This is a genomic window from Phaeobacter sp., from assembly GCF_022825805.1.
GTDB lineage: Bacteria > Pseudomonadota > Alphaproteobacteria > Rhodobacterales > Rhodobacteraceae > Phaeobacter.
Genome location: NZ_JAJDWC010000136.1, coordinates 1 through 22,244 on the forward strand (window position 1 = coordinate 1; position 22,244 = coordinate 22,244).

Consider the following 22,244-nt stretch of genomic DNA (forward strand, 5'->3'; position numbering starts at 1 on the left):
CAAGACTGCCTTGATGAACTCCCACTCCAGATCGCTCATGTCCGAACGCGCCATTTTCACACCCCAGCATGTTGTTTTGCTGGAAATGAAGCACAAGCCAATACGAATGATAAGGAATTTATAGGTGTGCTGCCTAGTTAGATCGCAACGGCATATACAATTGCGGCCAAAAATGGCAGTGTTTTGGCCGAGTTCAAACTTTCTTCAACGCGCGTGAGAAGCCCGCGTCAGAAATCTGTGGGCGCCCCGCCCTCTTCCTTACGCCGAGCCACAAACGCTTCCAGCTCCTCGCGGCGGGCAACCTCAAGCTCTGGTGGCTCAAAGCGAGCGATGATGTCCTTGAACATCTGATGCGCGCGCTGCGCGGTCCAGACACCGCCCGCTGCCTCCCAGGCCTCAAAATTGCGCCAATCGCTGAGGAACGGTTGATAAAACGCACTGCTATAGCGATCTTGCGTGTGCTGCGTGCCAAAGAAATGGCCGTCGTGCCCCACCTCGCGGATCGCCTCCAGCGCGATATCCTCTTCGCCGGTGCCCAGCAGATCCGGCTCAACGTAACGTTGGATGTGTTGCAGGATTTCGCAATCCATGATGAATTTATCAGGGCTGGCGATCAGACCACCTTCCAGCCAACCCGCCGCGTGATAGACCATATTGGTGCCGGATTGCACCGCCGACCAGAGCGAATTGGAGGTCTCCCACATCGCCTGACCATCCGGCACATTGGCGGCACAAACCCCCGACGATCGCATCGGCAGACCGTAGAACCGGGCCATCTGACCTGTGATCTGGGTCGCGCGCATATATTCCGGCGTGCCAAAGGCCGGTGCCCCAGATTTCATGTCGACGTTGGAGGTAAAGGTGCCGATCACGCAGGGAATCCCCGGACGGACATATTGAAACAGCGCAATCGCGGACAGGGCTTCGGCAATTGATTGGGCCACGGCCCCGGCCAATGTGACGGGCGCCATCGCCCCTGCCAGGGTGAAAGGGGTCACAACAATGGCCTGCCCACGCCGCGCCAAACGCAGACAGCCATCAATCATCGGCTCATCATGCTTCAGGGGCGATGTGGAGTTGATGTTGGTGTACATCCGCGGCTTTGCCTCGAATTCCTCATCGCTCAGCCCGCCTGCGATCCGCACCATTTCCATCACGTCTTCGACCCGCTCTTTGCCAAGCGAATAGGCGTGCATCACCTTGTCCGACAGTGTCAGCTTGTCATAGAGCACATCCAGATGCCGGATCGAGGCATGGATCTCCACCGGTTCAACCGGATAGCCGCCCGCAAAATGGATGCAGTTGAAATACTGCGTCAGCTTCAGCAGGTTGCGCAGCTGTTCGCGGTTGCCTGACACTTTGGAGTTCAGCGACAGATCCCAGTAGTTCGGCGGTGAAGACACATTGCCAAATAGAATGTGGCGCCCCCCAACCGGCAGCGCCCGATCCTCGTTTCGTGGGGTGATGGTGAATTCCGCAGGCGCTTTGGCGACCATCTCCATCACGAAATCACGATCCAGATGCACCCGGTCCCCGACAACTTTGCAGCCTGCCTCGCGGAACAGGGCCAGAGCTTCCTCGTTCAGAAAGACAATGCCGATCTCTTCCAGAATGCGCATCGCACCATCATGGATCGCGGCCACGCCTTCGGGGCCGATGGGCTCAATCGGGGCGTCATTCACCTGCGGGATGCGCCAGGGCATTTGCTCGATCACGGCATCGCCCCGCCGTTGTGCTGCACCCGCACGCCCACCTCCGCGTCGCCGCGTCCTGGATTGATCTGTCATCTCTGGCCTCCCTGCTGGAAAAGGTGCCTGCGATCCCGCACCCTTTTCCTACAGCAGGCCCAATCCGCAACCGGCAGAAATGTCTGTTTCCGACCGGAGGTGTCGTTTTTGATCTATCGCCATGTCATTGGTGATATTTCTGGGCATATATGTCCAGTGCTGTGCGGATCAGCGATCAATCCAGCCGGTGATATGGCCAATATCCGGAAAGACAACATCCGCATGACCCTGCAGATCCGCCTCACCAGCCATACCTGTCAGCACGCCAATCCGCATCATGCCGGCGGCGGCACCGGCCTCCAGATCATGCAGGCTGTCGCCCACCATGGCAGTGCGCGCTGGCTCCACGCCGGTTGCTGCACAAAAGGCAAGCAACGGGGCTGCATCCGGCTTGGCGCCATGGCCACTGTCACACCCTGCGACAAAGTCAAAGCGATCCAGCACCCCGGCGCGGGCCAATTGACGATTGGCCGAGATTTCCGAATCGTTGGTCATCACGCCCAGCACTTTTCCACGCGCCCGCAGCCCATCCAGAAACGCAGCCAGCGGCACCGCCGGGGCCAGATCCGCGGAGGCGGCGCTTTCGGCCAGAAATGCGGTCAGTTCCTCCACCGACATATCCGGCACAAAAGGAGCCAGGATCTCGGCCACCTCATCGTTGGAACCTGCAATCACCAGACTGTCGGGGTTGAAGGCCTCTCGCTCCAGATCATAGCTGATCACCTGCGCCATCGCGGTCTTGGCCGCCTGATCCCCTTTGGCAAGCGTGTCCAAAATCTGTGCCGCCCAGCCATTCCAGGTCTGTGCGAAATCAAAAAGGGTTCCGTCCTTGTCAAACAACAGGGCATCAACGGGCATTGTCAGTCCTTCAATCTGGCAGCCCAAATCCGCTGGGCCATGGTGCACATGCGGGCCCCCAGGCCCGTTGCAGCAGTGTTAGGCGAACACAGGCAATGCCGCCAGAGATTTAAAGCCAGACGTTTACAAAGATGGCGCTCAAACGGCGCCGGGCGGTCCCGTCAGCCCTGCCTGTGGCGGATCAGGTCCAATGCACCTGCGCCCCACCCGGCAGCGCCATGCGGGCCTGCATGGGCTGTTCATACGCAACGCCAACGCTGTCGCAGAACGCCATCACCCAGGCGTCATCCATGGTCAGGAAATCCAGCACGGACCCCAGAAATGATGGGTCGGCAGCCTGCTCTCGCAGATCACTCTCACTGGCGCCGGTCGCGCCGAGAAACACCGGCAGCAATTCGTCATTGGCTGCCAGCCACGCCAGCGCTTTCAACGCCAAAGTCTCAGCCGCATCAGCGGAAAATGGCAAATGTGAACACATTGCTGACACTTCACCGTCAATTTGATGGAAATCCGAAAGGGTTTATTAACCAAGGTCAGTAAAACTCCAAGATAGATGGAATGCAAGGGGCGAAAGGGCACCGCGTGCAAGGGACGATCCTGATCATCGACGCTATCTTGACCAACCGCATCATGTTGAAGGTGCAGTTGTCCGCAGCCTATTACCGCGTGGTGCAGGCTGACACTGCAGCGTCGGTGGCGAAAATTGCCCGCCGCTGCCAGCCGGATTTGATCCTTTGCGCAATGACCCTGCCTGACGGCACCGCCGCCGACGTCAAAGGCGCATTGGCGAGCGACGATATGCTCGCAGCCATCCCGATGATCGCGCTGGACAACGAAGACGACAGCAATCGCCGCCTTGATGCGTTGCGCAGCGGCATTGACGATGTGCTGATCCAGCCGCTGGAAGACACCATGCTTCAGGCCCGCATCCGCAGTTTGCTGCGCGCCGCCAGCGCCAAACAAGAGCTGCAGCCAGCAGCCGGGAACCGCCACCCCCTGCAGTTGCCACCATCGGATCCGCATCTGAACGCCAGCCTCAGCAGTGCGGTCGTTGCCTTGGTGGCTGAACAGCAGACGACGGCGACCGACTGGCAGCAACGCCTGCAAAACCACGTGCCTTATCAGCTGTCCGGCCATCCTCTTGATGATGTGCGCCCCTTGATGCGCGAGCCGGTGCCAGACGTCATTGTGATCGAACTGGGCGGTGCCGCACTGGGCGCTGCGCTGCGCCTGATCGCCGATCTGCGGGCCCGCGCCACAACCCGCCGCTCGGTGGTGATCGCCATCGCGCCGCCAGACAGCCCCGCCATCGCCGCCGAAGCGCTGGACCGAGGGGCGCATGATGTGCTGCAATCGGGCTTTGACCCCCATGAAATGGCGCTGCGGATCCAGACCCAGCTGCGCAATCAGGCCCAGATCGACCAACTGCGCAACACCGTCCGCGATGGTTTGCGCGCCGCGGTCGAAGATCCCATGACGGGCCTGTTCAACCGCCGCTATGCCAAACCATTCCTAGATCAGGTGGCGCAAAGCGCGGCCAAATCCGGAGAGAGCTTTGCCGTGATGCTGGCCGATCTCGACCATTTCAAACGGATCAACGATCTTTACGGTCACCCGGTTGGCGATGCCGTCCTGATCGAGGCCGCCAAACGGCTACAAGCCGCGCTGCGCCCTGTGGATCTTCTGGCCCGTGTCGGTGGCGAAGAATTCATGATTGTGATGCCAGGTGTTGGTGAGACAATGGCAGAGGCCGCAGCCAGTGAGCTGTGCAATTGCATCAACAGCCAGCCGTTCCACGTGCCGGGCGTTGATACGCCGATCACCGTCACCATCAGCATCGGCGCGGCCATCGGTGGGCGGCTCAACCGTGCAGGCGCGGATCACACCCCCTGCGCCGCGCACGCGTCCGCAACCCACAGCACTGGTATTGGCGCGGGCACTGACACTAGCAGTGGCAGTGGCAGTGGCAGTGGCAGTGGCAGTGGCACCATCACACATGCTTTGATTTCAACCGCCGACCGCGCGTTGTATGCCGCCAAAAACGCCGGTCGCAACCAAGTCTCTCTGGCGGATCTCGCGGCCTAAGTCGCAAACCATGACAAGCACTAAACGGACAGTGAATTTCGGCCAATACGTCAAAGATCGGAACCATCCGGCAGACACATTGGCCCACAGGCGCAACCGGCGAGCAGCCTAGATCGCAACAGCGAACGGGGCAGTGATCAGATCACTGCCCCGTTTGAAACCGTGACATGTGCCACTGCGTGTGGCTCCATCGGTCCGGGTGTTCTTCTACCGTTCCGCAGCCAACGAACATGCGCTCACTAGGGACGCCAACCCTTGTTGCGCCCCCGCGCCATCCGCGCCTCCAGATCATCGGCATAGGCCGCCCGCTCCTGCGGCGACATCGCCTCGATCTGCTGCAACCAGGCCACCTGCACAGAGCGATGAAACCCGTGGCGCTGTTCGCTATGTTCGGCCAGCACCTGCACCAGCGGCGCACTGTCAAATGGCTCCTGGCGCAGCAGCTGCAACACCCGCATGCCTTCTGCGGCACGCCGCGCATGGTAGCTGTCATGACCCGCCTCCGCCTGCTGTCGCAGTGCCTTTCGGGTCTCCCGGTCGAGATCGCGGAAAATCAACGCCCCAAGCGGTGCCTGCGCGCGAAACCCAGATCCGCCATGGCCGGAAAAACGCCACAGCGCGCCAACCACCACGCCCACCACGATCAGGTTGAACGCGAGCGAGCCGATCAGCACCCAGCGCAGCCAGCGTTTGGGCGGTTTGGTGTGATCTGATGGTGTCATTCTGCCTCCTCACTCAGCACAAAGGCCAAATCATAGCTGCCGTCGGGCAGGCTGCTGCCGTTCAGGGTGTCGCTGGCCAGCGCAACCGGGTCCGGCAGAAACGACGGCGGCGCGACGCCGATCCAGATCCCCGTCAGACTGGCAGCTGCGAGCCCCGCCATCGCAGGCCAACCGCCAAGCGCCGTCCGGATATCGCGCAGCTTTTCAGCCCCGCGACGCCAGAGCGCCATACCAGCCAAGGCGGACGTCCGATCGGATGCCCGGCCTGATGTCTCTGCCGCCGGGCGCTGAACCCGTAGATCAACCTGCAGATCAGCCTGCCCGATGGTCTGCGCATTGGCCTGAACCTCGGCCTGAACTTCACCATGAATCTCCGCCGCATCCTGCAGGATCGCCTGTTCCAACCCATCCGGAAGACCCTCTCCAACGCTCTGGCGCGCCTCGGCAAACAGGTCGTCAAGCATCGCCATTGTATCAGTATCTGTCGCATCATCGCGGCGCGCTGGGTCCGGTGAATGCGCTTTTCGATCATCAACCATCGCTGTACCCCAATTCTGCTTTTCGTCCCGACAAAGCCGCTGCCAGGGCCCGTTTGCCCCGTGCTGTCAGGCTTTCGACCGCCTCCACACTGATGTCCATGATTCCTGCAATCTCCGGGTTGGGCAGATCTTCGATGTGGCGCAAAACCACCGCTTGGCGCTGGCGCTCGGGCAATTGCATCAGGGCCTGTTGCAGCGCATCCATCCGGGCGCCGTGCTGCAATTGCTCTGCGGCCGACAGCCCCGGATCGGGCGGATCCGGCACAGCGTCCAGATCAAGATGCCCACCCCGCTGCCGCCGCTTGTGATCGATGCACAGGTTCATCACCACCCGGTACAACCATGTCGACACTTTGGCCCGGCCCTCCTCCCAGCTGCGGGCCTGACGCCAAAGGCGCAGCATCGCCTCCTGTGCGATGTCTTCAGCTTCGGCCCGGTTGCCAAGCACCCGCTGCGCCACCGCCAGACACCGCGGCGCCAACCGTTGCGTCAGCGCCGCAGCCGCCGCCCGATCCCCCGCGGCATAGGCCAGCAACAGGGTCGCGTCCGGGTCCGCGCCCTGCCCTGCACCAGGCGACACCTCGCCTTGGCCTGAACTGGGCGACACGTCGCCCGGGGGCAACGACCCACGGTCCAGAGCCTGCGCGGAGGATTTGAGCGGAAGTGACAAATCAGTGTCCGGATCAGTTGGTGTCTGTGTCGGCCCCGGTTTCTGCTCCGCCGGGACGGGATTTGCCACCATGACGGGCCTGATGTTTCAAACGGGCGCTGTCGAATTCATCTTGGCTGATAGCACCATCCCCATTCGCATCGATGCGGTCAAACATCTTTCCCGCACGGCGCGGCTTGGGCATCTCATCCAGTGACAAAGCGCCATCCTTGTTGGCGTCCAGCCGCGACAGCATACGCGATGCATGGGTTTGGGCCCGCTCCCGCGCAGTTGCAGTCAACTCCTCGAGGCTCAGTTGACCATCGCCATTGGCGTCAGCCGCCGCAAACCGCGCATCGCGCAGACCCTTCAACTCGTCCTGGGTGATCGCGCCATCCCCATTTGCGTCGATATCTGCAAATGTCACGCCCCGGCCAAAGCCAGCTTTTCCACCAAAGCCCGGTTTCGCCATCACCGCACCACCCCCGACAACAGCGGCAGTTGCGACAATCGCGGCGATAAATTTGGTCTTGGTCATCTTGCGGTCCTTTCCGTCCGTCAGCGGCCCGTTGCCGCCGATCATAGTTTCTCAACGCGGCGGATCGCGGGTTCCGTCGAAAAAAGTTGGAACAAAAGCCATTCACCAAAATGCAATCTTAGGTTGCTAGTCTTGTTCGGAACAGGCACTGTTGCGGCATCCAGCCGCATGAGGCAGTGCGTCCTCTTTATTTGTCGGCGAAACCTGCGCAAATATGGATGCAAAAGTTAGGATTTGTTATGAGCGATTCATCTGCGGCTGTGCTGGCCGACGTTAACGAGCACGACGTCGAAGACCAACGATCCACCAAACAGGCTTTGCTGCGGGGCTGGCGCTGCCGCTGCCCCAAGTGTGGTGAAGGCAAAGTTCTGCACTCTTACCTGAAGGTCAACGACAGCTGCAGCTCCTGTGGGCAGGATCTAACTCATGCGCGCGCAGATGATGGCCCGGCCTATCTGACCATCTTGCTGGTCGGCCACGTGATGGCGCCGCTGATGCATGTGGTTTACTTCGCCTGGCGTCCAGAACCGCTGGTGACCTTCACCGTGTTTTCCTTGGGCTGCCTGCTTTCATCGCTTTACCTGCTGCCCAAGATGAAAGGCATCGTGATCGCCTATCAGTGGGCGCGCCGGATGCACGGGTTCGGCAAAGAAGCCTGAGGTCTTAAGCTCTGGGGCCTGGGGCCTTGCCATCGCAAGGGCTGCGACCGGCGACATCCACAACTCGCAAAACCCGGCCACACCCGCCGAAGATACCAAAGACCCGCGCGACTGCCGCGGGTCTTTTTCGTGTTGCGCCGCAACGGCATGGACAACGCCCACTTGCATCTTCGGGCCGGGCTTGCCAGACCTGAACGCAGGGTTTCCCCGTTTGCTCTGAGGTTTGCCAATGACTGCCCCCATCGACAAAACCGCAATCCGCCACGCCGCAACTGTGATTGTGGTGCGCGACCGAATGGGTCCTGATCCGCAGATCTTGATGGGCCAACGCGGTGCCAAAGCGGCGTTTATGCCCAACAAGGTGGTGTTCCCTGGCGGTGCGGTTGACCCGGCTGACCATGACATCGCCCTGGCCACGCCGCTGCCGCAGCTCTGCCGCGACCGACTGCAACAGGACAGTGACAGCGATTTGCACCATGCGCTGGCCATCGCCGCCATTCGTGAACTGTGGGAGGAAACCGGTCTGGTGCTCGGCACGCCGGGCAGCTGGCCTGGCACACCCGCTGCCGATTGGGCAGATTTTGCGGCAACCGGCTACCTGCCTGCAGCTGCGGGATTGCAGTTTGTGTTCCGCGCCATCACCCCACCCGGACGGCCACGGCGGTTTGATGCCCGCTTCTTCCGCATCGACGCCGATCACTTGGTTGGCGATCTCGATGATTTCTCTCGCGCCAGTGATGAGCTGTCGCATCTGCAATGGATCCCGCTCAGCCAGGTGCGCACCTATGACCTTCCCTTCATCACCGAAGTGGTGCTGGCGGAAATCACCCAGAACATTCGCGACGACGCACCACCGCAAAGCGTGCCATTCTTCCGCAACGATGATGAAGCCAGCCATTTCCAACGGCTGCGTGGCGTGCCGATGGGATCATCAGACTGACACCCGGCCCAGTGTAATGGCCCACTATGGTAACCTAGCGACATGCGCCGGTGTCAGAGCGACCAGAGCAGCACCAGGATCGACAGCACCAACAGCCCCATGCCGAGGATCTCTCGGGCCGTGATGGTCTCTTTGAAAAACAGCATCGAGGCCACCAGCGACAACAGCAGTTCCACCTGCCCCAGCGCCTTGACCAAGGCCGCGTTCTGCAGCGTAAACGCCCAGAACCAGCAAAAAGACCCCAGCAAACTGGTGCACCCAACCCACACCGCCACCCGGCGCGCAGCCCATACGCGGGCAATTTCACCGCGTTCCCGCAGGCTCAGCCAGACCAACATGAACAGGGTCTGGAGGCTGACCACCACCGCCAGTGTCACGCCCGCGCGAAACGCTGCCTCCAGTTCGGCCAATTGCAACGACGCGCCCCGGTAGCTAACCGCTGAAAAGGCAAACAGCACCCCGGATCCCAAGCCCAGCAGCGATGCCCGATTGCTCAGATGGCGCCACCAGGGCCCCGTTTGTTGCGGTGATTTCGACAGCACCAGCACCGCACACAGACCGATGGCAATAGCCGCCCAGCCCACCGGGTTGATCTGATCGCCCAGAACCACCAATCCAACCAGCGCGGTCTGGATCACTTCGGTTTTTTTGAAGGTGATGCCAACGGCAAAATTGCGCTGCCGAAACAGGGCGACCACACAGACTGTCGCCAGGATCTGAGCGGTTCCGCCGATGGTTGCAAAGATCCAGAATTCAGCCGTCAGCGCCGGAAAAGCCCGGCCCGAGATGCTCAGATACCCCAGCAAACCGGCCCAGATCAGCGGCGCGGAAAACACAAACCGCGCAAAGGTGGCCCCGGCAGAGGACAGGGTCACGCTGCTCAGGACTTTTTGCAGCATAAACCGGACGGTCTGAAAACTGGCTGCGGCGATGGCGATAGGGATCCAAAGGCTCATGCCCAGCGTTATGACCGCTTATGGGCGGCGTGACCAGATCGGATGCGCCACAGGATCCTTGCGGCGGAACGCAAACCGCCGGATGACCCGCCCATAGGTCGGATAGCTATAATCCTGATTGCGCGCATGAAACTGCGCACGCCGGGTCGCATATAACGCTGGCAGATCATACCAGGGCACACCGGGATGGCAGTGATGCACCACATGCAAATGGTTGTTGAGAAACAGAAACCCCAAAATCCCACCCCGCTCGATGATGACGGTCCGGGCCTTGTGGCAATCATGGGCGCGATGCTCCAGAAAGGTGCGGATTTTCACGATCGCAAGCCCGGCATAAGCCGCCAGGCCGTAGGCCCAGAACGGCACCGCGCTCCACCACACGACCCACAGAACCAGCGCGGCCCCCACCCCGTGCAGCAGCCAGTCGCGCAGAACCGCCTCGTCGCCCTGCCGGATCAGGCGCCAGTCCTCGGCCATGAACCGCCATTGCCCAAGCGCGGGGCCGATCAGGACACGCCCGACAAGGGTGTTGTTGACACGCAGAACCAGGCGCATCAGCGCACTCTGGCGCTGCCAATCTGCAGGATCGAGGTAATTGCTTTCGGGATCATCATAGGGGTCGGTCAGCATCTCGTCGCGGTGATGCGCCAGATGGGTGTCGCGAAACCGGCCATAAGGGATCGCGAGGTTCAGCGGCAGAAACATCAGGGCTTCGTTCAGCACTTTGATGCGGAAGGGATGACCATGCAGCGCCTCATGGCACAGGGACGAATGCAGGGTGATCATCACCGCCAGAACCACCACCGCCAGCCAGAGCGGCACCAACGGCACAACCACCAACACCGCCAGCCAAATCCCGTAGCAGACCAGGATCAGACCAAGGGTGCGCCATTCCACCCGCCCAACAGAAATGGTCGGAGCCCCCAGATGGGCCTGCTCGCTGTCAGGTTTTTCATAGTCAGGACCGTTCTGATGCAGATCAGCCGGGCCAAAGTCTGCCGGAACCGGGCCCAGCAGCCCCCGAACATCTTCGGCGCGGCCCATCTCCAACGATGCGGCACTGCGAGACAGATCATCCATCCTGCCGCCCCCACCGCACTCCGGCCCAGACCCGTTCATAAATCACATAGCTCAGGAACCCGACGCAGGTGTTGATCACTGCCAAAGTCCCACCAAGCCCGACCGATCCGGTCATCAGCGCGCCGATCAAGGCCATCATCAACAGGCCGAGAAAATTCCAAATCACGGCTTTCACCAAAGATCGGGTCCGTGTTTCCATGCCGTTGCTCCTGATAGGTCTGCCTCTCTTCAGCAATACGCAGCGCAGGCCTGATGCAGAATTCCGAATATGATTAACAAAATTCACCAATCGTGATAATTATCATCATATGATAGATTTGATGGACAAACGTCTGCGCGCCGAACAATTCCGCCATCGCCTGAACCGGGCGCTGGAGCAAAGCGGGCTCAGCCAGAGCGCCCTTGCCCGTTCGATTGGGGTTGATCGCTCCACCATTTCACAGCTGCTGACAGATGATGGCGCCCGCCTGCCAAATGCCCATGTGGTCGGTGCCTGCGCTGCCGCGCTTGGGGTGTCGGCGGATTGGTTGCTCAGCCTGTCGGAACGGCCTGAAAATGCCGCTGATCTGGTGGCCGCGAGCCTCTCCATGAGTGCCGCACCTCGCGCCCTGGTGGACGAACGGATCTTTGACTGGCACCAGGAGGCCGCGGGCTACAAAATCCGCCATGCGCCTGCCGCGCTGCCCGATATGCTGAAAACCCGCGCCCTACTGGAATGGGAATATGCCCCCCACCTCGGGCGCACCGCCGATCAGGCCATCGGTGCCTCGCAGGATCGGTTGGCCTGGATGCGTCAGTCCCCGTCGGACTATGAAATCGCCATGCCCATCTATGAATTGGACAGTTTCGCCAAAGGTGTGGGGTATTACGACGGATTGCCAAAAGAAACCCGACAGGAGCAATTGGCCCAGTTCGAACAGCTCAGCCGCCAGCTGTATCCACGGCTGCGGATCTATCTGTTTGATGCCAAGCGGCTCTATTCAGCTCCGATGACCATTTTTGGCCCGCTGCTCTGCGTGATCTATGTGGGCAGCCACTATATGGCGTTTCGCGACAAGGAACGGGTGGAGACCCAGACCAGCCATTTCGACAATCTCGTCCGCGAGGCTGATATCAGCGCCCGTGACCTGCCAGAGCGACTGTCTGCCCTGCAGGCCGAGATTGCCAGCTAGGGGAAACATCCAGTTGAAAAAAGGCCCGAACAGCGGTCCGGGCCAAGGCCAATCCCAAGGGGTCACTCATACCTTGGGATCAGGGTTTTCCGTATGGCCATCCACCGCAATCACCTGGCCCGACACCAACCGGGCCGCATCAGAGCCGAGGAACACCGCCATATTGGCAATGTCACGGGCCTCCACGAAGGACCGCATCGAGGTGCCAGAGGCGTAGCCATCGTAGACTTGATCGCGGCTCATGCCCTTGGCCTGGGCTTCCCGCTCCAACACGCCCTCCATACGCGGGCCTTCGACCGCGCCAGGACAGATTGCATTGGCACGGATCCCGAAAGAGCCCAGCTCCATGGCGAGGGTTTTCATCAGACCGATCACCGCCCATTTTGCTGCCGCATAAGGCGCGCGATTGGGATAGCCAAACAAACCAGCCGTCGACGAGGTGATCACGATGGAGCCCGAACGCGCAGCCTTCATCAGAGGGGCTGCGTATTTCGCCGCCAGAAAGGCGCCCTCCAGATTGACGCTGACACAGGCCTGCCAATCCGCAAGCGCAATATCTTCGATCAAGGCGGTTGGCCCGGCGATGCCAGCATTGGCGCAGAGCACGTCCAGCCCGCCCCACTCTGCCGTGATCTCACCAAACAGACCCGCAACATCGCTCTCATCTGCAGCATTCACCACAGACCCACGCCAGCCTGAAGGCAGATCCGACAGGCTGTCCGCGTTCACATCGGTGACCCAGACCTGATAGCCCTCTGCCGCAAATCCTTCGGCCATGGCCCGCCCGATGCCAGAGCCGCCAGCGGTGATCAGGACCCGACGTGATGCATCGGTGTTCGGCGCACCGCTCATCTGGGCGCTCCGATCGCACGGCCCAAACCTTCAGGTGCAGGCAACTGCGCCTGTGCCTCGGCCAGTTTCACCAAAGCTGCCTCGATATGTGGTGCGGGCGGCGCGGAGCGGCGGGTCTTCAGATCCACATGCAGCAACATATGCTCGCCCGTGGCCAGCAGCCGGTCGCCGGAATACATCTCATGGAAGAGATGCATCTTTTTGCCCTGCCCCAGGATCACCCGGGTGCGCACCTGCATCGGATCGCCCGCGTGAACCTCGTCGAGATGACGGATATGCGTTTCCGCCGTGAAATAGCTGCCACCGGAGGCGATATACTCCGCATCACAGCCGATCATCAGCATCAGCCGGTCGGTGGATTGGGCAAAGGCATCCAGATAGCGGCTTTCGGTCATATGCCCGTTGTAGTCGGTCCAATCCAGCGGCACGATCCGGCTTTGGGTCAGCACCGGTTGGCTCAGATCCTCCAACTCATCGATAGAGCGCAGCAGCCCAGCGTCGCTTTCGCGGCCCGCATCATGGGCATTCTGCAACGCACCGGCCCCCCAGTCATTGGCGCCAAGCGCCCGCATCATGCCGACCAGGTTGTCGTCGCGGATCCGCTCCATCTCGCGGATCGAATGGTGACCCGACTGCGCGTCCGACTGGCCTGCGATCAGATCAACCAGCTCATCAGTAAACTCCGGCACATCCATCAGCTTGGTCCAGGGCCACTGCAGCGCGGGGCCGAATTGCGCCATGAAGTGCTTCATGCCCGCTTCGCCACCAGCCACACGATAGGTATCGAACAAGCCCATCTGCGCCCAGCGAATGCCAAACCCATAGCGGATGGCGTTGTCGATCTCTTCCGTGGTGGCGATGCCGTCCTTGACCAGCCACAGCGCCTCGCGCCACACGGCCTCGAGAAAACGGTCCGCCACATGGGCGTCGATCTCTTTCTTCAGATGCAGCGGATACATCCCGATCTCGGTGATGATCGCCTTGGCGCTGTCGATCACAGAGGCTGGGTTTGCCTCGGTGGTGACCAGCTCGACCAGCGGCATCAGGTAGACCGGGTTGAACGGATGCGCGACCACGATCTGGCCTGCGTTGTCAAACCCCTCCTGCAACTGCGAGGGACGATAACCCGAGGTCGAAGAACCGATAACCGCATCCGGACCGGCGTGTGATTGCAGCTCGCCATAGACCTTCTGCTTCAGCTCCAGCCGCTCTGGCACGCTCTCCTGGATCCAGGACGCACCTGCAACCGCTTCGGCAATGGTCGCATGATAGCTCAGCTTGCCCTCTGCAGGCAGCGCCACATTGCCAAGCCCCGGCAGGCTGCGACGCGCATTGCCCAGCACTTCGCCGATTTTGCGCTCCGCCTCCGGATCCGGGTCAAACACCCGCACATCCCACCCATTGAGCAGGAACCGCGCGGCCCAGCCGCCGCCAATAACACCGCCGCCGATAATTGCTGCTGTTTTCATGTGACTTCCTCTGAGAACCGGCCGGTTCTTCCTCTTGCCGAAAATATCCTGGGGGTTTGGGGGCAAGCCCCCAAGTGTCCCAGCAAAACGAGCGTGCCGCTTACGTCGCCGCCGGTGCCCGCTTGGTCAGGCCGAGCTGCTCACGCACCTCTGCCGGGCCCATCAACTGACCGCCCATGGCTTCGATGATGGTGCGCGCGCGCTCCACCAACTGATAGTTCTCCGCCAGTTGGCCTTTGCCCAGCCACAGGTTGTCTTCCAGACCGACCCGCACGTTGCCGCCTGCCAGCACGGCCGCCGCAACATAGGCCATCTGATCGCGCCCCAGCGAGAAGGCCGACCAGTTCCAGTCGCTTGGCACATTGTTGACCATCGCCATAAAGGTGTTGAGATCATTGGGCGCACCCCATGGCACCCCCATGCACAGCTGCACCAGGGCTGGGCTTGTCAGCACGCCCTCTTTTACGAGTTCCTTGGCGAACCACAGATGGCCGGTGTCGAAGGCTTCGATCTCCGGCTTCACCCCCAGATCGGTCATCATCTGACCCATCGCCCGCAACATGCCCGGTGTGTTGGTCATCACGTAATCCGCCTCGGCGAAGTTCATGGTGCCACAGTCGAGGGTGCAAATCTCTGGCAGGCATTCCGCGATATGCGCCATCCGCTCGGTTGCGCCGATCATATCGGTGGCGGCCGCGTTCACCGGGAATGGGTTCTCGGTGTCGCCAAACACGATGTCACCCCCCATGCCCGCGGTCAGGTTCAGCACCACATCGGTGTCGCTCTCGCGGATGCGGTCGGTGACCTCGCGGTACAGCGCCAGATCGCGCGAGGGCGCGCCGGTTTCCGGATCCCGCACATGGCAGTGCACAACTGCGGCACCAGCCTTGGCCGCGGCGATTGCACTCTCGGCAATCTGCTTGGGCGAGCGCGGCACATGCGGGCTGCGATCCTGGGTGCTGCCAGAGCCGGTGACGGCGCAGGTAATGAAGACGTTTCGGTTCATGGTCAGAGGCATTTTCATTCTCCCCTCAATGTACAGGGTTTTGCCCCGAGTTATCCCCAAGGCTGCCCCCAGATTCCTGTTTGTGTTGGCGTTGATGCTGCCGCAGCCTAGGCTCTCCAACTAGTCAACATGCGAATCGAACTTGATGAAATCCGCAAAAAACATCCTCCAGCCCGAGAACCAGCCGCTGAAAACGGCCGTTCTGGTCCTTGACGAGAGCAACACGCTGTCCTTTGCTGCGGCGGTTGATCCGATGCGCGCGGCCAACCGTCTGGCCGGTCGCGGAGCGTTCGACTGGGACTATATCACCGCCACCAATGAGCCAGCGATGCTGACCAGCGGGCTCACCGTGCCGGGCATTCCGCTTGCCCGGCTGCAGGGCTGCGAATTGCTGATCGTGATCGCAGGGTTTCAACTGGCCCGTCATGCCACCCCCAGCCTGCTGGCTGGCCTGCGCCGCATCGCTGCAGGTGGTGCGACGATTGCCGGCATCGATGGCGGCCCCTGGCTGATGGCGGAGGCCGGTCTGCTCGATGGCCATCCTGCCACCACGCATTGGGAAGATCTCGACAACTTCGCCGCCCGTTTTCCCGGTGTGCAATGCCGCAACGACCGCTTCACCCTGTCGGAATGCCGGATGACCTCTGGCGGGGCGACGCCCGCGATTGAAATGATGCTCCACATCATCAGCAGCCGCCACGGCGCCGGATTTGCCTCCCGCGTGGCGGGTCTGTTCCTTTACGATGGTCCAGGTTCCGCGCAGCGCCCGCAGAGCCGCCTGGGCAGCGCCAAGCATTCCTCTCTCACAGCGCGCGCCAACGCGCTGATGGAAGCCGCGCTGGACGATCCCAAACCGCTCAGCGAAATCGCCGAAGAGTTGGGCACCAGTGCGCGCAGCCTGCAACAGCAGTTTCGCCTGCGGCTGAACACGACACCGCAGGATCACTATCTGCAGCTGCGCATGGCCGAGGCGCGACGCCTGGTGACCGATACGGATTTGCCGATCATGGAGGTTGCGCTGGCGACCGGGTTCAACTCGCAATCCAGCTTTGCCCGCGCTTTCCGCACGGCCCATGGCACAACGGCACGGGAGTTGCGGCAGGAAAGCATCGGTGTGGCGGCAAAGCGGCTCGCTGCGTCGACACCGCTGTTTGGCCACACAACGCTCTCAAAAAGTCAAAGCCCCCTTCGCACCAGCGGGCCGCTGCCGCGTCACTCGACCGGATCGCACTGATATTGCAAGGCAGTGAACAAACAAGACGGGCGGCCACCAGGGACCGCCCGTTTTTGTTTTTGACTGGTTCGTTTTGCCTGGTTCGTTTTGCCCGGTGCGTTCTAACTGCTTCGTATTGTCCGCCACGTCGCGTCAGCTTCGTCGTGTCAGGCCCGTCGTATTAGGCCCGTAGTATTAGGCCCGTCGTGTCTGCTTCCCCGGATCGGGCTGCAATGCAGCAGGCATCAATTGCGGGTGGCCAGATCTGTAACGACCAACAGGCCACCCATCAGCCCCTGATCAGCAGCGGAACATGGGCGGATCAACGGCGGCTCAACGAAAGATCAGTACGGCATCGGATGCGCGCGATGGGCGACATCGATTTCTGCCAGCACCTCCGCCGACAGCTCCAGATCATCGCCCGCCAACGCATGTTGCAACTGTTCCAGGGTGGTCGCCCCCAAAATCGCCGAGGCCATGAAGGGACGCGTGTGACACCAGGCCATCGCCATATGCACCGGATCCAGCCCATGGCGGGCGGCAATATCCAGATAGGCTTCAACCGCCGGATAAACCCGCGGCGTGTGACGGCCACCCAGCTCCGGGCTGATCGATTTGCGCGATTTATCCGGCACCGCCCCGCCCTGGTACTTTCCGGTCAAAAGCCCCGTGGCCAGGGGCGAAAACGCCAGCAGACCCACATCCTCATAGAGGCTCAGTTCGGCCAGATCCGTATCGTACAAGCGGCACAGCAGCGAATATTCATTCTGGATCGACGCCACACGCGGCCCGCCGGTCTGCTCTGCGAGGCGCAGCCATTGTGCGGTGCCCCAGGCGCTTTCGTTGGACAGGCCAAAGGCGCGGATATTGCCCTTTGTGACCTGCGCCTTCAGCGCCTCCAGACAAGAGGCCATATTGTCCAGCACCTCATTGCGCTGCCCACCATCCGGCGCATAGGACCAGTTTTTGCGGAACATATAGCTGCCGCGGTTCGGCCAGTGGAATTGATAGAGATCGATGTAATCGGTCTGCAGCCGCCGCAGGGACCCTTCAATCGTCTGCGCAATGGTATCTGCCGTGATCGGCGCGCCATTACGCACCGCTTGCAGCCCTTCGCCGGAGTGTTTGGTGGCCAGGATATACTCCGCCCGCCGTCCGGTCCGCGCATTCCAATTGCCAATGATCGCTTCGCTGTCGCCAACGGTTTCCGCGCGGATCGGATTGACCGGATACATCTCTGCGGTGTCGAGGAAGTTCACTCCCGCGTCCAGTGCAAAATCGATCTGGGCATGGGACTCGGTCTCATCGGTCTGGGTGCCAAAGGTCATGGTGCCCAGACAAACCCGCGACACCTCCATGCCTGTGCGGCCAAGGGGGTTCTTTTTCATCATCAAGATCCTGTTTTTGGGGCATCTGCCGGTCCACTCACCGCCCGGCCCGCCTGTCATGTCAGCGCAAACACTAACGCAGGCTGGCGCTGATGCAACCAATCGCTTGAGCGCGGCACTCTCGCATTGGCCCGGATGCATCAGAGGTTGGATCGGTTGATTCGCACAGCCGCGGAGGTATCTGCCACTACGACGGGTTGCCCCCCCTGCACCGCAACCCTGCCACAGCTGGCTCTTGCCAATCGCGCCGGTCTGCGCCAGCGTCGGCTCCATACCCCCCCTGTTCACCCCATCTCTGCGAAAGGGCCCGCCATGGCACAAACCATCACCAAAGGGATCAAAACACTGCTGGCCGAGGCCAATGAGATGGTCGAAACCATGTCCGTCGAAACCGCCAAGGCGGCCGTGGAGGATGATCACTTTGTGTTCATCGACCTGCGCGACATTCGTGAAATCAAGGCCAGCGGCACCCTGCCCGGTGCGGTGTCCTGCCCGCGCGGCATGCTGGGGTTCTGGATCGACCCGGACAGCCCCTACCACAAGCCGATGTTCAACCAGGACAAAACCTATGTGTTCTACTGCGCCAGCGCGTGGCGCTCGGCACTGGCGGCCAAGGTTGCCATCGAAATGGGGCTGACGCCGGTGCTGCATCTCGCCGGTGGGTTCACCGCCTGGAACAAGGCCGGTGGCGAAATCGTCAAACGCGACAGCTGACCACGCGGCGCACGCCTGCACTCATCAGCGGCGCAATATAAAGCAACACGTCAAAACAAATCCGGCCTCTGGCCTGCAATGCGACACATGTTTTGGGAAAATGTCGGAAACACCCGTGCATTCCCCGCACAACCAAGGCATGACTGGCCATTATGCGCATGTTGATTTCTTTTGCCGCCCTGTTTTTGTCCGTGATCCTGCTGCAGCTCTCCACCGGAGGTGTCGGCCCACTGGATGCCATCTCCGGCCTGACGCTGGGATTTGACAAGGCGCAGATCGGCTTTCTCGGCTCAGCGCATTTTGTCGGCTTTTTCATCGGCTGCTGGTGGGTGCCCCGCCTGATGGGCAACGTTGGTCACAGCCGCGCCTTTGCGGTCTGTACCGCGCTGGGGGCCATGGGCCTAATTGGCCACACATTGACCGAAGATCCGCTCGCCTGGGCCGCGATGCGCATCGCATCCGGCCTGTGTATGGCGGGCTGTTACACCGTGATCGAGGCCTGGCTGAACGCAAAAGTCACCAATGAAACCCGCGGTCGCGCCATGGGCACCTACCGGATTGCGGATCTCTCGGCGTCCCTGGCGGCCCAGTTGATGATCGCGGTGCTGCCGCCTGCAGCCTATATGTCCTACAACCTGCTCGCGATCCTGTGCTGCGCGGCGCTGTTGCCCCTGACCATGACCAAAGCGAGCCAGCCCGCAATCCCCGAAGCCGCCCGCCTGCGCCCCAAACTGGCCTGGAACTGCTCGCCACTGGCGGTGGCTGGGGTGATCGTGGCGGCGCTCAGCTCTGCGTCCTTTCGGATGGTCGGGCCTGTTTATGGCCAGGAAGTCGGGCTTGCGGTCGACCAGATCGCTTTTTTCCTCGCCTCTTTCGTTCTGGGCGGCGCGCTTGCGCAATATCCGCTCGGCTGGCTTGCCGACAAATATGACCGCCGCTGGGTGCTGATATGGCTGTCCGCCATCGCCATCGTCAGCTGCGCCATCACCATGGCCGCCAGCGGCACGGGCACCATTGGCGTCATGCTGGCGGCGGGCTTCTTCGGCTTCACCACCTTCCCGATCTTTTCGGTCTCTGCCGCCCATGCCAATGACTTTGCCACCTCAGAACAGCGGGTCGAATTGTCCGCTGCACTGATGTTCTGGTACGCGCTCGGGGCCATCGCCTCACCCTATATCTCGTCGACGCTGATCGACAGCTACGGGCCGCCTGCGCTCTTTGCCTATGTCGCCGCAGGCCATGTGCTGCTGATCGTCTTTGGTCTGAGCCGGATGCGCGCGCGCCCCGCACCCGAAGATCGCACCCGCTATGTCTATGCCCCGCGCACATCCTTTTTCATCGGGCGTCTGCTGAAACGCTCCCGCGAGCGCTAGGAGACAAGCTGGCACCCTCCGGAATTTAACCCCAAATTGCGCCACGGGGTTTCGGATGGCTGCGCCATGCGCTAGACGGGCGTCCAACGGTTTATGTGGATGGACGATATGGCGCGCTTTCTCATCACTTCTGCGATTCCCTACATCAACGGGATCAAGCACCTGGGCAATCTCGTGGGCAGCCAGTTGCCCGCCGATCTCTATGCCCGCTACCAGCGGGCGCGCGGCCATGAGGTGATGTTTCTCTGCGCCACCGACGAACACGGCACGCCTGCGGAACTGGCTGCCGCCAAAGCGGGCAAGCCGGTCGCGGAATATTGCGCCGAAATGCACGAGGTTCAGGCGGGTATCGCCAAAGGGTTCGGTCTCAGCTTTGATCACTTCGGTCGCTCCTCCAGCCCCCAGAACCATGCGCTGACCCAGCATTTCGCAGGCAAGCTGGCAGAGGCGGGATTGATCCGCGAAGTGGAAGACCGCCAGGTCTATTCCAACGCCGACAAACGCTTCCTGCCGGACCGCTATGTCGAAGGCACCTGCCCCAACTGCGGATTTGAAAAAGCCCGCGGCGACCAATGCGAAGAATGCACCAAGCAGCTGGACCCCACCGATCTGATCGAGCCGAGATCCGCCATTTCCGGCTCCACAGATCTGGAGGTCCGCGCCACCAAACATCTGTTCCTGTGCCAGTCCCAACTGAAAGATCAGCTGGACAGCTGGATCGACAGCAAAACCGACTGGCCAGTGCTGACCACGTCGATTGCCAAAAAATGGCTGCACGACGGGGACGGGCTGCAGGACCGCGGCATCACCCGCGATCTCGACTGGGGCATTCCCGTCAAGAAAGGCGACCAGGACTGGCCCGGCATGGAGGGCAAAGTCTTCTACGTCTGGTTCGACGCCCCCATCGAATACATTGCAGCCGCAGGCGAATGGGCCGAGGCCAACGGCAAAACCGATGCGGATTGGGAACGCTGGTGGCGCACGGACAAAGGGGCCGATGACGTCAAATATGTCCAGTTCATGGGCAAGGACAACGTCCCCTTCCACACCCTGTCTTTCCCGGCCACGATCATCGGCTCGGGCGAGCCGTGGAAGATGGTCGACCACCTCAAGTCCTTCAATTACCTGAACTACGATGGCGGCCAGTTCTCGACCTCTCAGGGCCGTGGCGTGTTCATGGATCAGGCGCTGGAAATCCTGCCTGCGGACTACTGGCGCTGGTGGCTGCTGTCCCACGCGCCCGAAAGCAGCGATTCTGAATTCACCTGGGAGAACTTCCAGCAGTCGGTGAACAAGGACCTCGCCGACGTTCTGGGCAATTTTGTCAGCCGGATCACCAAATTCTGCCGCTCCAAATTCGGCGAGGAAGTTCCCGCGGGCGGCACATGGGGCGAGGCCGAGCAGACACTGATCACCGAGCTGACCAACCGCATCCGCAGCTACGAAGAGCACATGGCCGCGATGGAAGTGCGCAAATCCGCCCAAGAGCTGCGCGCAATCTGGGTGGCCGGCAACGAATATCTGCAATCCGTCGCGCCCTGGTCGACCTTCAAATCCGATCCAGAGCAGGCCGCGGCCCAGGTGCGCATGGGTCTAAACCTGATCCGCCTCTACGCCGTGCTGGCCGCACCGTTCATTCCAACGGCAAAAGACACGTTGATGGCCGCGATGCAGACCAACGAAGACGCCTGGCCCACCGATGTCGAAGCCGCGCTGCAGGCGCTGCCTGTCGGCCATGGCTTCACCGTGCCAGAGGTGCTGTTTGCCAAAATCTCCGACGAACAGCGCGAGGAATGGCAGGCCCGATTCTCCGGCACCCGCGACAGCTGACGCCCGGAGCAAAACTGCGCTCGACTGGGCGCGACTGCGCCCACATGGGCTCAGGCCACTTCGGTCAGACCGGCACATCCCCAAACGCAACAAAGCCGCCTTACAAGGCGGCTTTGTTGCGTTTGAGGTTCCGTCACAGACGTCAAACACCATGGCAGGCAGGCATTCCGGTCACGAAGACAGCGACAACCCAAGATTGAGAATTTCGCCGTCAACTGCCGATTTTAAATCCTGAGTAATTTTATCAGGTTGACATTTCTGACCAAATGAATCAGTTATACCGCACTCACCCCAAAACCCGAAATTTTTCGTGTGTTATGACCCTGAAGTTGTCTGAGACCTGATCTCGGAATGTTTTCCACTCTTTGGGGATGGTTTCGCGGAAGAATCTCAGGATCGCATCGGCGAATTGCT

22 protein-coding genes and 1 pseudogene are annotated in these 22,244 nt (G+C 61.1%); 8 read left to right on the forward strand and 15 right to left on the reverse strand.

Annotated elements, in window-relative coordinates; genetic code table 11:
* Positions 1-227: 227 nt before the first annotated feature.
* The 3 genes from Q0C28_RS15635 to Q0C28_RS15645 all read right to left on the reverse strand — a co-directional run bounded on the left by Q0C28_RS15635 (position 228) and on the right by Q0C28_RS15645 (position 3,111).
* On the reverse strand, positions 228-1,787 hold the full coding sequence (locus Q0C28_RS15635) for a trimethylamine methyltransferase family protein (RefSeq protein ID WP_293577179.1): 1,560 nt from the start codon (positions 1,785-1,787) through the stop codon (positions 228-230).
* 168 nt (positions 1,788-1,955) lie between these two features.
* Complete coding sequence (locus tag Q0C28_RS15640; protein WP_293577181.1) at positions 1,956-2,645, reverse strand: HAD family hydrolase; 690 nt, start codon at positions 2,643-2,645, stop codon at positions 1,956-1,958.
* A 181-nt stretch (positions 2,646-2,826) separates the two neighbouring features.
* Positions 2,827-3,111 (reverse strand): DUF3572 domain-containing protein, encoded by a 285-nt coding sequence (locus tag Q0C28_RS15645; protein ID WP_293577212.1) that lies wholly within the window; start codon positions 3,109-3,111, stop codon positions 2,827-2,829.
* Between the two features lie 92 nt (positions 3,112-3,203).
* On the opposite strand from Q0C28_RS15645, the gene Q0C28_RS15650 reads away from it, so the two are divergent.
* The gene (locus Q0C28_RS15650) at positions 3,204-4,730 is read left to right on the forward strand and encodes a diguanylate cyclase (protein ID WP_293577183.1); all 1,527 of its coding nucleotides are present in this window, start codon (positions 3,204-3,206) and stop codon (positions 4,728-4,730) included.
* 239 nt (positions 4,731-4,969) lie between these two features.
* On the opposite strand, the gene Q0C28_RS15655 is transcribed toward Q0C28_RS15650, so the two are convergent.
* The 4 genes from Q0C28_RS15655 to Q0C28_RS15670 all read right to left on the reverse strand — a co-directional run bounded on the left by Q0C28_RS15655 (position 4,970) and on the right by Q0C28_RS15670 (position 7,178).
* Complete coding sequence (locus Q0C28_RS15655; protein ID WP_293577185.1) at positions 4,970-5,452, reverse strand: periplasmic heavy metal sensor; 483 nt, start codon at positions 5,450-5,452, stop codon at positions 4,970-4,972.
* The gene (locus Q0C28_RS15660; RefSeq protein WP_293577187.1) at positions 5,449-5,991 is read right to left on the reverse strand and encodes a hypothetical protein; all 543 of its coding nucleotides are present in this window, start codon (positions 5,989-5,991) and stop codon (positions 5,449-5,451) included. Before Q0C28_RS15660 ends, Q0C28_RS15655 begins: the two co-directional genes overlap by 4 nt.
* A complete protein-coding gene (locus tag Q0C28_RS15665) occupies positions 5,984-6,571 on the reverse strand; it encodes an RNA polymerase sigma factor (RefSeq protein ID WP_293577214.1) in 588 nt (195 codons plus the stop codon). Before Q0C28_RS15665 ends, Q0C28_RS15660 begins: the two co-directional genes overlap by 8 nt.
* A 103-nt stretch (positions 6,572-6,674) precedes the next feature.
* Positions 6,675-7,178 carry an EF-hand domain-containing protein gene (locus Q0C28_RS15670; protein ID WP_293577189.1) on the reverse strand — a complete coding sequence of 168 codons (504 nt, stop codon included), beginning with the start codon at positions 7,176-7,178 and terminating at the stop codon, positions 6,675-6,677.
* Between the two features lie 239 nt (positions 7,179-7,417).
* Here Q0C28_RS15670 and Q0C28_RS15675 point away from each other — a divergent pair, with 239 nt between their 5' ends.
* Positions 7,418-7,837: a DUF983 domain-containing protein gene (locus tag Q0C28_RS15675; protein ID WP_293577190.1), complete on the forward strand. Its 420-nt coding sequence runs from the start codon at positions 7,418-7,420 to the stop codon at positions 7,835-7,837.
* A gap of 229 nt (positions 7,838-8,066) precedes the next feature.
* Positions 8,067-8,777 (forward strand): NUDIX hydrolase, encoded by a 711-nt coding sequence (locus tag Q0C28_RS15680; RefSeq protein ID WP_293577191.1) that lies wholly within the window; start codon positions 8,067-8,069, stop codon positions 8,775-8,777.
* A gap of 53 nt (positions 8,778-8,830) precedes the next feature.
* On the opposite strand, the gene Q0C28_RS15685 is transcribed toward Q0C28_RS15680, so the two are convergent.
* Genes Q0C28_RS15685 through Q0C28_RS15695 form a run of 3 tightly spaced genes read right to left on the reverse strand, consistent with a single transcriptional unit; the run spans position 8,831 to position 11,012 of the window.
* Positions 8,831-9,733, reverse strand: coding sequence for a DMT family transporter (locus tag Q0C28_RS15685; RefSeq protein WP_293577193.1), 903 nt, complete (start codon positions 9,731-9,733; stop codon positions 8,831-8,833).
* Positions 9,734-9,751: 18 nt separating this feature from the next.
* Positions 9,752-10,813, reverse strand: coding sequence for a fatty acid desaturase (locus Q0C28_RS15690; protein WP_293577195.1), 1,062 nt, complete (start codon positions 10,811-10,813; stop codon positions 9,752-9,754).
* Positions 10,806-11,012: a DUF2061 domain-containing protein gene (locus Q0C28_RS15695; protein WP_293577197.1), complete on the reverse strand. Its 207-nt coding sequence runs from the start codon at positions 11,010-11,012 to the stop codon at positions 10,806-10,808. Before Q0C28_RS15695 ends, Q0C28_RS15690 begins: the two co-directional genes overlap by 8 nt.
* A 109-nt stretch (positions 11,013-11,121) precedes the next feature.
* Here Q0C28_RS15695 and Q0C28_RS15700 point away from each other — a divergent pair, with 109 nt between their 5' ends.
* Entirely contained in the window at positions 11,122-11,985 is an 864-nt protein-coding gene (locus Q0C28_RS15700) for a helix-turn-helix transcriptional regulator (RefSeq protein WP_293577199.1), read from the forward strand.
* A 66-nt stretch (positions 11,986-12,051) separates the two neighbouring features.
* Here the strand turns inward: Q0C28_RS15700 and Q0C28_RS15705 are convergent, their stop codons facing one another.
* The 3 genes from Q0C28_RS15705 to Q0C28_RS15715 form a co-directional block, all read right to left on the reverse strand.
* Positions 12,052-12,837 (reverse strand): SDR family oxidoreductase, encoded by a 786-nt coding sequence (locus Q0C28_RS15705; protein WP_293577200.1) that lies wholly within the window; start codon positions 12,835-12,837, stop codon positions 12,052-12,054.
* Positions 12,834-14,306, reverse strand: a complete 1,473-nt coding sequence (locus Q0C28_RS15710) for a carnitine 3-dehydrogenase (RefSeq protein WP_293577201.1) — start codon at positions 14,304-14,306, stop codon at positions 12,834-12,836. The genes Q0C28_RS15705 and Q0C28_RS15710 overlap by 4 nt, the downstream gene beginning before the upstream one ends.
* A 100-nt stretch (positions 14,307-14,406) precedes the next feature.
* The gene (locus tag Q0C28_RS15715) at positions 14,407-15,324 is read right to left on the reverse strand and encodes a 3-keto-5-aminohexanoate cleavage protein (protein ID WP_293577216.1); all 918 of its coding nucleotides are present in this window, start codon (positions 15,322-15,324) and stop codon (positions 14,407-14,409) included.
* Positions 15,325-15,457: 133 nt separating this feature from the next.
* Here Q0C28_RS15715 and Q0C28_RS15720 point away from each other — a divergent pair, with 133 nt between their 5' ends.
* Positions 15,458-16,546, forward strand: a complete 1,089-nt coding sequence (locus Q0C28_RS15720) for a GlxA family transcriptional regulator (RefSeq protein ID WP_293577203.1) — start codon at positions 15,458-15,460, stop codon at positions 16,544-16,546.
* Between the two features lie 323 nt (positions 16,547-16,869).
* Here Q0C28_RS15720 and Q0C28_RS15725 read toward each other — a convergent pair whose 3' ends face one another.
* Complete coding sequence (locus Q0C28_RS15725) at positions 16,870-17,913, reverse strand: aldo/keto reductase (RefSeq protein WP_293577205.1); 1,044 nt, start codon at positions 17,911-17,913, stop codon at positions 16,870-16,872.
* A gap of 312 nt (positions 17,914-18,225) precedes the next feature.
* Here Q0C28_RS15725 and Q0C28_RS15730 point away from each other — a divergent pair, with 312 nt between their 5' ends.
* The 3 genes from Q0C28_RS15730 (at position 18,226) to metG (ending at position 21,830) form a co-directional block, all read left to right on the forward strand.
* Positions 18,226-18,627, forward strand: coding sequence for a rhodanese-like domain-containing protein (locus Q0C28_RS15730; protein ID WP_293577207.1), 402 nt, complete (start codon positions 18,226-18,228; stop codon positions 18,625-18,627).
* Between the two features lie 152 nt (positions 18,628-18,779).
* A complete protein-coding gene (locus Q0C28_RS15735; RefSeq protein WP_293577209.1) occupies positions 18,780-20,000 on the forward strand; it encodes an MFS transporter in 1,221 nt (406 codons plus the stop codon).
* Between the two features lie 108 nt (positions 20,001-20,108).
* Positions 20,109-21,830 (forward strand): methionine--tRNA ligase, encoded by a 1,722-nt coding sequence (gene metG / locus Q0C28_RS15740; RefSeq protein ID WP_293577211.1) that lies wholly within the window; start codon positions 20,109-20,111, stop codon positions 21,828-21,830.
* 286 nt (positions 21,831-22,116) lie between these two features.
* Here metG and Q0C28_RS17800 read toward each other — a convergent pair.
* Positions 22,117-22,244, reverse strand: a pseudogene (locus tag Q0C28_RS17800) (IS630 family transposase); the annotation flags it as partial.